Source organism: Cellvibrio sp. UBA7661 (assembly GCA_002483365.1).
Lineage (GTDB): Bacteria > Pseudomonadota > Gammaproteobacteria > Pseudomonadales > Cellvibrionaceae > Cellvibrio.
On sequence record DLHT01000015.1, the window covers coordinates 61,220 to 74,047 of the forward strand.

The 12,828-nt window shown below is 50.8% G+C and carries 11 protein-coding genes and 1 tRNA gene; 6 read left to right on the forward strand and 6 right to left on the reverse strand.

The features are described 5' to 3' along the window. Window positions 1-154: 154 nt before the first annotated feature. From B2739_RS12380 to hemA, 6 genes are all read right to left on the reverse strand, one after another. Window positions 155-2,290: a TonB-dependent siderophore receptor gene (locus tag B2739_RS12380; protein WP_331346164.1), complete on the reverse strand. Its 2,136-nt coding sequence runs from the start codon at window positions 2,288-2,290 to the stop codon at window positions 155-157. A 362-nt stretch (window positions 2,291-2,652) separates the two neighbouring features. After that, entirely contained in the window at window positions 2,653-3,264 is a 612-nt protein-coding gene (locus B2739_RS12385) for a TIGR00645 family protein (RefSeq protein ID WP_331346165.1), read from the reverse strand. Window positions 3,265-3,349: 85 nt separating this feature from the next. Beyond that, window positions 3,350-4,102, reverse strand: a complete 753-nt coding sequence (locus B2739_RS12390; protein WP_331346166.1) for a molybdopterin-synthase adenylyltransferase MoeB — start codon at window positions 4,100-4,102, stop codon at window positions 3,350-3,352. Continuing rightward, window positions 4,099-4,959, reverse strand: coding sequence for a peptide chain release factor N(5)-glutamine methyltransferase (gene prmC / locus B2739_RS12395; protein WP_331346305.1), 861 nt, complete (start codon window positions 4,957-4,959; stop codon window positions 4,099-4,101). Before prmC ends, B2739_RS12390 begins: the two co-directional genes overlap by 4 nt. A gap of 102 nt (window positions 4,960-5,061) precedes the next feature. After that, window positions 5,062-6,144, reverse strand: a complete 1,083-nt coding sequence (gene prfA / locus B2739_RS12400; RefSeq protein ID WP_331346167.1) for a peptide chain release factor 1 — start codon at window positions 6,142-6,144, stop codon at window positions 5,062-5,064. Beyond that, a complete protein-coding gene (gene hemA / locus B2739_RS12405) occupies window positions 6,141-7,445 on the reverse strand; it encodes a glutamyl-tRNA reductase (protein ID WP_331346168.1) in 1,305 nt (434 codons plus the stop codon). Before hemA ends, prfA begins: the two co-directional genes overlap by 4 nt. 177 nt (window positions 7,446-7,622) lie before the next feature. On the opposite strand from hemA, the gene B2739_RS12410 reads away from it, so the two are divergent. The 6 genes from B2739_RS12410 (at window position 7,623) to B2739_RS12435 (ending at window position 12,788) form a co-directional block, all read left to right on the forward strand. Continuing rightward, complete coding sequence (locus B2739_RS12410) at window positions 7,623-8,156, forward strand: hypothetical protein (protein ID WP_331346169.1); 534 nt, start codon at window positions 7,623-7,625, stop codon at window positions 8,154-8,156. A gap of 39 nt (window positions 8,157-8,195) precedes the next feature. Then, entirely contained in the window at window positions 8,196-10,043 is a 1,848-nt protein-coding gene (locus tag B2739_RS12415) for a tetratricopeptide repeat protein (RefSeq protein ID WP_331346170.1), read from the forward strand. Between the two features lie 9 nt (window positions 10,044-10,052). After that, a complete protein-coding gene (gene lolB / locus B2739_RS12420) occupies window positions 10,053-10,661 on the forward strand; it encodes a lipoprotein insertase outer membrane protein LolB (RefSeq protein ID WP_331346171.1) in 609 nt (202 codons plus the stop codon). Window positions 10,662-10,665: 4 nt separating this feature from the next. After that, window positions 10,666-11,511 (forward strand): 4-(cytidine 5'-diphospho)-2-C-methyl-D-erythritol kinase, encoded by an 846-nt coding sequence (ispE, locus tag B2739_RS12425; protein ID WP_331346172.1) that lies wholly within the window; start codon window positions 10,666-10,668, stop codon window positions 11,509-11,511. Window positions 11,512-11,546: 35 nt separating this feature from the next. Continuing rightward, a tRNA-Gln gene (locus B2739_RS12430) sits at window positions 11,547-11,621 on the forward strand. A 225-nt stretch (window positions 11,622-11,846) separates the two neighbouring features. Then, window positions 11,847-12,788, forward strand: coding sequence for a ribose-phosphate pyrophosphokinase (locus B2739_RS12435; protein ID WP_414633228.1), 942 nt, complete (start codon window positions 11,847-11,849; stop codon window positions 12,786-12,788). Window positions 12,789-12,828 lie beyond the last annotated feature (40 nt).

The window sequence follows — 12,828 nt, forward strand, 5'->3', positions numbered from 1 at the left end:
TGCATTTTGTATGTTCATTATTACTTTGCAACAAATACACCAGCTTCATCACAATAAGATTGCCGATGCACAACGGCATAGCAAAGTGTATTGTTAAAAAAACAAAAAGCCGGTGCAGCATTAACTACACCGGCTTTTTGGAATTTCACACTTGTTAGAACGAGTAAGTTGCGCTTAACGTATAGTTTCTTGGTGCCGCATTGGTGTACTCGGAGTAAAAACCCACCTGCCCGTAGTAATGCTCATCAGTCAGGTTATCCACGTTAAATTGCACGGCAAAATCGTCAGTCAGGTTGTAGCGAACCATCACACTTGCCAGTGTGTAAGCATCTTGTACCAATGCGGGCAAACCTTCACCACCGCTGCCGCGACGTTCACTCTCCCAACTCACCCCACCACCTATCGTTAAACCGTCCAAGGCATTGGTAAATTCATAAGTGGTAAATACATTTAGCTTTTTGCGCGGGCTATCGGTATTCACTTCGGTGCCTACGGCATCTTCCGCTTTGAATTGCGCATAGCCTGCCGAGAGATTCCAATTTGGTGTCAGATAACCCACCGCTTCAAGTTCAAAGCCTTTGCTTTCAACCCCTTTAGCACCGCGGTAAAAAAATTCAGGCGGCGCACTGCCAACTGGCGGTAAAAACCCTGCGACCTGGGCGACATTGTCTTGTTGGATCTGGAAAACCGCGACTGCGGTTTGCAGTGCTCCATCAAAGAAACTACTTTTCAAACCAGCCTCAATGTTGGTGCCTTCTACCGGATCAAGAAAATTCAAATCGGCATCGCGTGCATTTTGCGGTTTGAAAATCTCAGTGAAGCTGGTGTAAACATTGTGGCTTTCAGTGATGGTATAGGTGAGGCCCGCATAGGGAACTACCACGTCGTCATTGCCATAACTTTTGGTGCCGCTCCAATCAAAACCGTTCTGCTGCCAGGATGAAACACGGCCACCGGCGATGAATTTAAGATCGTCGTTTATCGATAAGCGAGTCGCTGCGTAGTAGCCGTCTTGATCGGTTGTGGACTGGGATGCAACAAAACCATCCGCACTGAACGTCGGCTCGGGATAACGGCCATCCCACTCAAAGAAATTGCCCGTCGTCGGCTGGAACGACAGCGCAGTAAAGTTGGCAGTTTCTGTTTCGTAGCTGCTATCGAGCGCACCCACGACAAATTCGTGATCGCGATTAAACAGGTTGTAAGTGCCTTTCAATTGCACATCAACACTGTCCTGCTTGTTGTAGCCAGCGCTCATGTAAGGAAAAGGTGCATTGGAAAATTCACCGGTTGTTTTATCCACGGTTCCCGATAAATACAACAACTTGGTGTCTGCGGTATTTTTGGTGTGGTTATAACTGACCTTTGCCTCCCAACCATTGGCAAATTGGTGGGCCAAAGTGACAAAACTATTTTCGTTGGTAGTATCCCAATAAGTCCAATCAGCAGAGGTGGTGACCGACTGATCCCAATCCGTTGGCGTGCCATCGCTAAACCATGCAGGCAATGCCCCCCAGGTAGAACCTTTTGGATTAGTTTCCTGATAGCTGCTGCCAACACTCAGTGAAGTACTTGCCCCCAGGTTCGCATCAATCACACCATAAATAATGCCGCGGTCATCTTCAGGGATTGTCATATAGGTATCGCTAACTTCCTTTTTGACCACGATGCGCGCACGCACTGCACCATTTGCCGTCAGCGGTGTTGATAGATCGCCAGAGATAAATCGGGTATCCCAACGGCCAACACCGGCGTTCACATAGCCGGTCAATTCCGTTGCGGTTGCATGCTTACGCACCAGATTAATGGACGCAGAAGGATCGCCCGCACCAGTCAATAAACCCGTCGCGCCGCGCACCACTTCAATGCGTTCGTAAATAGAAACATCGGCAATGGTTTCGCCCGAATCACCAGCCAGGCTCCAGGCTTGGGGCACGCCATCGATCTGGTACTTATCAATTTCAAAACCGCGCGCGTTGAAAGTGTTGCGCGTGGTGTCCAGATTGTTGGATGACACGCCCACCGTCTGGGTAACCACATCAGCAACGGAATTCAAATTCTGATCGATGATGCGCTGCTCAGTCATGATGCTGACCGACTGGGGTGTTTCAAACAAGGTCAAGCCCAAACCGGTGGCCGTATCCACCTTGTCGGCCACCGTGTACTGGCCGGTAACCAGTACGGTTTCAATACTGTCCTGAGCGTAGACAGCAGTAGAAATACAAGCTGCGTGTATTGCAGCAACGAGTGGCAGGGTTTTGAAACCGGCTTTAACGCGATAGGACAACATAATTCTGGCTCTCGGGGTAATTTGAGCGTCAGAATATCATAATGATAATCGCTATCAATAGCATTTAGATTAAAAAGATGATGTTTGCCGGCGGTTTACCACGACTTTATAGATAACTGATGGCTGGGCGAAATAGCCATCGCCGGAGTAAATGCTGCATACAAAAGGCGCAGTCTGGTGATAAACCAGAACCAGTAATGCTGTAATGAACAGAATGGTTAAACCGAAGAAAATAGACAGGCTAATAAAATTGCCGCCCTGGCAATAAATCAGTTACAAAAAGAGCGGCCAAGCCGCTCTTTTTGTTGATCACGTTTTGTTGGCGATTGTATGTGTGAGTTTCATCAATCGCTTTTGCAATATCAATGATGGCCCGCTTTTGTTCCATTACTGACTTTCTGCATTAACCAATCGGTGTAAGCAATACCAATTGCCGATGCGATAAATGCCATATGGATAATGGTTTGCCACATCACACCTGCTTCAGTAATTTTTGCACAGGCACTTGGGTTGTTGGCGTATTGTTTTAACTTCACCAGCTCCTCACAAGGAATGCCGATATAACCCGCTTCGATAAATGTTTTTAACAAATGGATAGAAGAGATACCGATAATTGCCATCGCCAACTTTACCTTCAATACCGTTGCATTTACGTGGCTCAACCATTCAGGTTGATCGGGATGACCATCAAGACGCAGGCGCGATACGAAGGTCTCGTAACCACCAACAATCACCATCACCAACAGATTGGAAATCATCACCACATCGATCAAGCCCAACACGATCAGCATAATTTGTTGTTCATTCATCGAGGCGACATCGGTCACCAGATGCGTCAGTTCCTTCAAGAACAAAAACACATAGGCACACTGCGCGATAATCAAACCCAAATATAAAGGCAACTGTAGCCAGCGCGAGCTGAATATTAATGCCGGTAGAAATCCAGTTTTATAGCCGGAAGGAACTTCGCTCATCAAAACACCTTTGAGTAAATGGAAATAAATAGAGTCAGAAACCGATGGCGCCAATATAAAGATGCCATTGCAAAAAACAAGTTTTTTACACAGGCTTACGCTGGCTGCACACCGGGCACTCGGGATCTTTGGGCAGCTTCATCTCACGCCATTGGCTATGGCGTGCATCCAACAACAACAAACGCCCAGCAAGGGATGTTCCAAAACCACAGATCAGCTTGATGGTTTCCAGCGCCTGCATTGAGCCAATAACACCCACCAGTGGTGCCAACACACCATTGGCGGCACAGGTCAGGTCATCGGTATCGTCTTCATACAAGCAGCGATAACAAGGGCTGTTTTGTTGGCGCGGATCAAACACCGCAACTTGCCCCTCCAAGCGGATCGCTGCACCCGATACCAACGGAACGCCAGCTGCCACACAGGCGGCATTGATTGCAAAGCGCGTGGCAAAATTATCGGTGCAATCCACCACAACATCAGCACGTTTAACTTGCCCGGCAAGATTGTCTGCATCCAATACCTGCTCAATACATTCGATGCGCACTTCGGGGTTTAACTCGCGCAACGCCTGCGCCGCCGAGGCCGATTTGTTCATGCCAATGCGCGCACCAGTATGCGCAATCTGGCGCTGCAAATTGGTTAAATCTACCGAATCAAAATCAGCCAGCACCAAATGCCCTACACCCGCAGCAGCAAGGTACATGGACACCGGTGAACCCAATCCGCCCAGCCCGATAATCAACACGCGCGCCGCCAGTAATTTTTCCTGCCCGTCGATATCGACATCAGGCAACATAATCTGGCGCGAGTAACGCAATAATTGTTCGTCGTTCACGATTGCTCCTTCTTTTTGCCAAGCGATACGCGTTCATTGCCACCAAAGTCGCATCGGGTTTCTACGGCAATAAATCCGCGCGCGCGCAATAATGCCCGCACGGATTCACCTTGATCGTAGCCGTGCTCTAACAACAACCAACCGCCTTCCGCCACATAATTCCAGCTATCACGAATGATTAATTCAATATCGGCTAGACCATGATTACCTGCGACCAGCGCCGAGCGCGGTTCAAAACGTACATCGCCTTGTTCGAGGTGATGGTCCTGTGGATCTATATACGGAGGATTACTGACAATCACATCAAATGCTTGCGCAGGAACAGCAGAAAACCAATCGCTTTGCAGGATGCTTACATAATCAAATTCTAAAGCACGACGATTTTTTTCTGCCAATGCAACAGCATCTGCCGAGTAATCCACCCCCAGCAATTGCCAATGCGGTTTTTCGCTGGCCAGCGCCAATACAATTGCTCCTGTGCCCGTACCCAAATCCAAACAACGCCGCTGCTGTAACGGTGCATCATTGGCAAATAATTCCAGTACAGTCTCTACCAATAACTCGGTATCCGGGCGGGGAATCAAGGTGGAATTATTCACTGACAACGGCAGTGACCAGAATTCACGCTGGCCAATAATATGTGCAATCGGCTCACCGTTTTTTCGGCGCTGAAAAAAATCGTCAAATATTTTTTGCTGCTCAAATGTGAGTGTTTTATCTGGCCAGGTAAAAAGCCAGGTGCGATTTTTTTGCAGAATATTGCAGAGCAGTAATTCAATATCGAGGCGAGCGGAATCGCTTACGGATTCCAGCTCGCTTGCACGTTGTAAACATTGCGCAACGGTGATGTTGCTCATAAGGGAGCCACGTAGATTGGGCAGCAATGCCCAAAGAAATTCATAAGATGGTTTTATGTTGGGCATTGCTGCCCAACCTACATTGGTACAAAGATTTAAAAATTAATCCGCGATCGCCGCCAATTGATCAGCTTGATACTCGTGCGCAAGCGGCTCAACAATTGGATTTAAATCACCTTGCATAATCGCATCCAACGAATACAGCGTTAAGTTGATGCGATGATCTGTCACACGCCCCTGCGGATAATTGTAGGTGCGGATGCGCTCGGAACGATCACCGGAACCAACCAGATTCCGGCGCTCATCCGAGAGGGATTTATGCGCGGCATCTTCTTGCTGCTGTTTTAATTTGGTGGCAAGCAAGCTCATCGCGCGCGCGCGGTTTTTGTGTTGCGAGCGCTCGTCCTGACATTCAATGACCAACCCCGTCGGAATATGCACAATACGAATTGCAGAATCGGTTTTGTTAACGTGCTGACCACCGGCACCGGATGCACGGAACGTATCGATGCGCAGATCCGCTTTGTTGATATTAATTTCTTCCATCTCGTCCGCTTCCGGCATCACCGCAACGGTACAGGCCGAGGTATGGATACGCCCCTGGGATTCGGTTTCCGGCACGCGCTGGACACGATGCGCACCCGATTCAAATTTTAATTTTGAATACACACCCTGACCGCTCACCAGCGTGATGATTTCTTTAAATCCGCCGTGCTCACCTTCGTTTTGGCTTAGCACTTCCACGCGCCAACCTTGTGTTTCTGCAAAACGGGAATACATGCGGAATAAATCGCCGGAGAAAATTGCCGCCTCATCGCCACCGGTACCGGCGCGAATTTCGAGGTAACAGTTTTTCTCGTCGTTTGGATCTTTTGGCAGCAAGAGTTTTTGCAATTCCAATTGCATTGGTTCAAGGCGCACTTCGCACTCTTTTAATTCTTCTTCTGCCATTTCCTTCATGTCGTCATCGCCAGACACGAGAAGATTTTTTGCCTCTTCAATGTCTGCCAACAATTGCAGATAGCGCTGGTAACCCTGAACCACAGGCTCTAACTCCGCATATTCTTTTGACAGATCGCGGAATTTATTTTGGTTGTTGATGACATCGGCTTCTGACAAGAGCGCGCTGACTTCTTCGTAGCGCTCTTTAAGGCGATCCAGTTTTTCTAAAATAGATGCTTTCATTGTGGCTCACTTGCATCGCTGCTATCGCTAGCAGCCGGGTTAACAGATTCTTGCAGCGACAGTGCAAACAGTTCTTGTGCGACCTGAATGACATGATGGCGTGAACTCGCGCTCGCTTCTTTTAGAACGGTGGTCGGTGAATGAATGAGTTTATTGGTCAGGTTGCGCGCAAATTGTTGCAACACTTGCTCGGGATTACCGCCGGTTTGCAAACTGCGCAAGGCTTTTTGCAATTCCTGGTCGCGCAATTGCTCTGCTTTTTGGCGATAGGCTTTTACCGTTTCAACCGCATCCAATGCGCGCTGCTGACGCAAAAACAATTCCACGCCTTCATTGATAATTTCTTCTGCCTGATCTGCAGCGGCTACACGGGATTTTTTATTTTCATCAATAACTGCGTGCAAATCATCGACGGTGTAGAGATACACATCATCGAGTTCGCCCACTTGCTCTTCGATATCGCGCGGTACCGCAATATCGAGCATAAACATGGGCTTGTGCTTACGCCTTTTCAGCGCTGATTCCACTGCGCCTTTACCCAACAACGGTAATTGACTGGCGGTAGATGAGATGACGATGTCTACGCGGTGCAATTGCTCGGGAATATCGGCCAGCAAAATCGCCTCACCATTGAACTCACGCGCCAGACGCTGGGCGCGGTCCAGTGTGCGGTTGGCGACAATCATTTTCTTGATGCCCTGCTCTGCCAGATGGCGCGCGACTAATTCGATCGTCTCACCTGCACCAATCAGGAGCGCGGTATCTTGTTTGAGGTCAGAGAAAATTTGCTGGGCCAGACTCACGGCCGCATAGGCAACGGAAACCGGGTTCTCGCCAATCGCCGTTTCTGTGCGCACGCGCTTGGCAATATTGAATACTTGCTGGAAAACAACGTGCAGTTCTGCTCCCAGGGTGCCCGCTTCTTTGGCTTGGGCAAAGGCCGATTTCATTTGGCCTAAAATTTGCGGTTCACCCAATACAAGTGAATCCAGCCCTCCGGCGACCTTCATCATATGGCGCACAGCATCCTGATCTTGATAGCAGTAATAGCTATTGGCCAGATCGGCAGCCTCAATCGCCGTGTGATCGACCAGCCACTGCTGGATCGCCTCAGCTTCGCCTTCGCTCGCAGCATAGATTTCGGTGCGGTTACAGGTTGAGAGTATGGCTACTTCATTCAAGCCTGCCCGTGCGCACGCCTCCTGCAGCGCTTTTTGCAGCAGCTCGGGCGCAAAGGCAACCCGCTCGCGCAGGGCAAGTGGAGCGGTAGTATGGTTGATGCCGAAGGCTAACAGGGTCATGGGGGCGAGTAATTTCAGGCCGGTATAGTTTTGAAGGGCGGTATTGTCCGGTCACAACGGGGGCGTGACAAGAGGCTAACGTGCAATCCTGTCATAAAGGGATGTTATTGACTCTTACTTATTCGCCTGATCCGTCAGCATCTATACTCAACCGCAGACGCAATTCAAGGATTTTCCATGCGCAGATTACCCAACCCAACGATCATCGATATTGAAGCCTCAGGCTTTGGCTCGCGCAGTTATCCCATCGAGATAGGCGTAGTCAAAACCAACGGGGATCGCTATTGCGCATTGATCGAGCCCGCGCCCGAGTGGGATCACTGGAGCGAAAGCGCCCAATCCATTCATGGCATATCGCGCCGGTTACTGGAAAGCCGCGGGCGCAAGCCTCGTGACATCTGCATCGAACTCAACCAGTTTCTTGGCAACATCACTGCCTATAGCGATGCCTGGACACACGACAGCCCTTGGTTAAACCGCCTGTTTTTTGCAGGCCGCATCCAGCCCAGCTTTCATCTGAGCCCGATTGAGATGATCGCCAGCGAAGCCCAACTGCTGCTCTGGGACCAAACCAAAAAGCGGCTGGAAAAGCGGCTCGATATCAAACGCCACCGCGCCAGTGGCGATGCCTACCTGATCCAGCAAACTTACCTGGAAACACGCAATCTGGTGAATACCCAGCCCGCACTGGCAAAACTCAAGGGGCTGTAAATCAGCCACTGCTATCAAACAGGCGGCATCGCCGGATCTTTGCACTACCTTACCTTCACGTTTATCGCCCGCGCGTTTATGATGTCCGGCCGCGCAGTCTGCTACGCTCGCCCTGTGCAGCAATCAACCAGAGCATCCATCTACAACCGGTCACGCATGATCAAACACCGCCCTATCATTTTGTCGAGCATGACCCTGTATTGGGTATTGAGCGGTTGCAGCTTGCAGTCCACACGGACAGTGGCGGCTCCGGAACCAGAGCAGGCACCGCAACCCGAAATACGGATTCAAACACCTGCGCGCCCATTCCCCACAGAAACCCTGTATTCGCTGCTCACAGCTGAAATTGCCGGCAGCCGCGCGCAGTATGATCTGGCGCTGAGCAATTACGCCCAACAAGCGCGCGAAACCCGCGATCCACAGATTGCCGAACGCGCCACCCTGATTGCCCGCTACATGAATAACCATGCTACCGCGCTGGAAATGGTCAAGATCTGGGTAGATGCTGCGCCTCACAATGAAGAAGCGCTGGCAAACGCCTCCATGGCCTACATGCAAACCGGTCAATTGCGCGATGCATTCGACTTCTCCCGCCGCTTGTTGGATGAAGGCGGCGAGCCACTGTTTCAGAACATCGCCGCCAATGCGGCAAGCCTCGGGGAAGATGCGCGCGCGGCCTTGCTTAAAGACTTCGTCAACCTGCTGCAAACTCATCCTGAAGATGAGCAGTTACTGGTCGGCACGGGTATTTTGCTGCAGCAACAGGGCAAGTATCAGGAGGCGATGGATATCACCCATCAGGCGCTCAAAGTGCATCCACGCAGTATTCCGGCCGCCATTTTAGAAGCCAATTTACTGCATCAGCTTAAACGCGATCAGGAAGCCCTGACCAAAATGGCTGCACTTCTGGAGTTTTACCCGGACAACACCAGTTTGCGCCAGCAGTACGCGCGCATCCTTGCCCATCACAACATTGAAGAGGCGCAAGCGCAGTTCACCATCCTCACCAAACAGCTCTCCAACAATGGCGATATGCTGCTGGCCCTGGGGATCATCGCGCTCGAACGCAAAGATCTGGAAACCGCTCGCGGCACCTTTGAGCAGCTGCTCGACCGCGATATGCATATCTCTACCGCTCACTATTATCTCGGGCGCATGGCGGAGGCGCGCCGGGATTATCCGGAAGCCATCATTCATTACCTGCAAGTAGAAAACGGCAATGACTTCCTTTCAGCGACCATCAGCCTGCTGAATATTTTTATCCGCCAGGAAGATTTCCTCAGCGCCCAACAACATATGAACCGGGTGCGCCTACGCTTTCCTGACCAGAGCGAGGCACTCTATGTGCTGCACGGGCAAGCGCTGATCCGCCACAAACATCTGGCAGAAGCAGATTCAGTACTGAGCGAAGGGCTAGCCACATTTACCAGCAGCACCCGCCTGTTGTTTGCCCGGGCAATGCTGAACAACCAACGCCAGCAACTAGCCGCTGCCGAGCGCGACCTGCGCAGCATCCTCAAGTTGCAACCCGAAAACGTCGAAGCACTAAATTCGCTCGGCTACATACTGGCCGACCGCACCCAACGCTTTAGCGAAGCGCGCTTGCTGTTGGAAAAAGCATTGCAGATTCGCCCTGATGATGCAGCGATCCTCGACTCTATGGGATGGCTACACTACCGCACCGGCAACTACACCGAAGCACTAAGCTATCTGCGCAGCGCTTATACAACAGCCCCCAATCCCGAAATTGCCGCCCATTTGGGCGAGACCCTCTGGATACTGGGCGATAAAGAAGAAGCACAGCGTATTTGGCGCGAGGGAAGCCAACTCTCCCCTACCGACCCCACTCTTTTAGAAACACTCAATCGCCTCAAGGTCAAACTATAAGGTCACACCATGATGTTGCGCTGTGTATTGCTGATTGCCCTACTTGTGATAACTGGCTGCGTTCACCGTGGCTCGTTAACTCCGCCCCAGGATGTACTTGAACATCAACGTCAATTACAACAGGTTAATGATTGGCAGCTCACCGGCAAACTCGGTATCCGCACCAGCGACGACAGCGGCAGCGCAAGCCTGAAATGGGCACAGCAAACCGCTCACTACCAAATCAACCTGAGTGGCCCGCTGGGACAAAAGCGCATGATTATCACCGGTGAGCCGGGCAATGTCCGCCTTGAACAAACAGGCGAGCCAGTGCAACAAGCCAAAACCGCAGAGGCACTGATCAAAAAATCCGTTGGCTGGACGCTTCCTGTCACACAACTCGCCTATTGGGTGCGCGGCGTGCCCGCCCCCAAGCTGCGTATCACCCATCTACAACAAAATACCAATGGCCTGCTTGACCAACTCCATCAGGGTGGCTGGATCATCACGTACAGCAATTATCGCGATCACCAATACAATGGTCTGACACTTCCATTACCCGGAAAAATCACCGCTGAATACAAAGATGTGCGCTTGATACTTGCCATCCGCGACTGGCAATTGGGCGCACAGGAATAACTCCATGACCAGCCTGACACTGCTATCGCCCGCCAAACTCAACTTGTTCCTTCATATCACCGGCCGCCGCCCAGATGGGTACCACAACTTACAAACCCTGTTCCAATTACTTAATTACGGCGACACTCTGTCATTTATCACCAATGATGAAGCACGCATCACACTCACGCCGGATTTGCCGGGCGTTAACTTTGAACAAAACCTGATTATCAAAGCTGTGCGCGCCTTAGCGCCCTTCGCACCTGCGACTGCAGGGGTGGACATCCGGCTGGAAAAGCGTTTACCCATGGGCGGGGGAATTGGAGGGGGCAGCAGTAATGCCGCAACAGCATTGGTCGCCCTGAACCACTTATGGGGATGCAACCTGAGTAAAGCCCAATTACAGGAAATCGGCCTTACACTTGGTGCCGATGTGCCCGTTTTTATCAATGCCCAAACTGCATGGGCCGAGGGAGTCGGCGAGCAGTTGGAAGCTATCGAAATGCAACCAAAATGGTTTTTGGTTGCACAACCTGACTGTCACGTATCCACCGCAGAAATTTTTTCTCACAAAGATTTGACAAGAGATACTTCGGCCATTAAAGTGGCGGCCTTCCTTGAGCGGGGTGGTCAAAATGACTGCGAAGCCTTGGTGAGAAAGCTCTATTCAGAAGTTGATAAAGCACTCATCTGGCTGCAAAAATTTGATCGCAACGCAAAGATGACGGGTACCGGCGCTTGTGTTTTTGCAAGCTTCGATACGACAGAAGAAGCACAAAAAGTGCAGGCGCTAGCGCCAGAAAATCTGCAGGTTTTTGTAGCACAGGGGATTAATAAATCACCACTCTACAAATTACTGCCGTCAAGCTAATCAAGTACTGTTTTTTCGAATATTCGAGAAACAATAGGGGCGTCGCCAAGTGGTAAGGCAGCGGGTTTTGATCCCGCCATTCGTAGGTTCGAGTCCTTCCGCCCCTGCCATCTATTTCAGTCATTGTTTCAAGCGTGATTAACGATCAATTCACAACGCGATTACGAACAGCACAACAATGACCACTCATTACAACTACCCATTACCACTCTCGATAATGCATCACCCGCAGGAATTCCCTAGGGTAAAAAACACTGCTTCACGCAGGCGGCAACTATCGGCTCTGGCTTTTAACCACCAGCAATCACCCCAGCCATCACCAAAAGGTATCTGACGTGACTGACTTAATGGTCTTTACCGGCAATGCAAACCCGGATCTCGCGAAAAAAATTGTGGATCACTTGGGCATGCCGCTTGGCAACGTTTCTGTTTCACAATTTTCTGACGGTGAAATTGCGGTAGAGCTGCACGACAACGTGCGCGGCCGCGATGTATTTGTGGTGCAACCCACCTGCGCTCCCACCAACGACAACCTGATGGAACTGATCGTGATGGTTGATGCACTGCGTCGCGCATCAGCCGGACGCATTACTGCCGTAGTGCCCTACTTCGGTTATGCACGCCAAGACCGCCGTGTGCGCTCAGCGCGCGTACCCATCACTGCAAAAGTCGTTGCAGACATGATGGTAGGTGTCGGTGTTGACCGCGTATTGACAGTAGACTTGCACGCCGAGCAAATTCAAGGCTTTTTCGATGTACCGGTAGATAACGTTTACGGTTCACCCGTTCTGCTGGAAGATATTGAACAGCAAAAATTTGAAGACCTGATTGTGGTCTCACCCGACATCGGCGGCGTAGTTCGTGCCCGCGCTGTCGCCAAACAATTGGGCATTGATTTAGCGATCATCGACAAACGCCGCCCGCGCGCCAATGTGGCCGAGGTGATGCATATTATCGGTGAAATCGAAGGTCGCACCTGCTTGCTGGTGGACGATATTATCGATACCGCTGGCACCCTGTGCAGCGCAGCAAAAGCATTGAAGCAACATGGCGCTAAACGCGTTATCGCTTACTGCACCCATCCGGTACTGTCAGGTAATGCGATCGACAATATCAATGGCTCAGAGCTGGATGAACTGGTAGTGACCGATTCAATTCCGCTGAGTGAAGCTGCAAAAGGCTGCGCGCGTATTCGCAGCCTGACGTTGTCCAAAATGTTGGCTGAAGCAGTGCGTCGCCTGAGCAATGAAGAATCCTTGAGCGCCATGTTCCGTTAAGCGTTTCGCTTGGAGCTGGCACTCTGGTAAAACCGCCGTA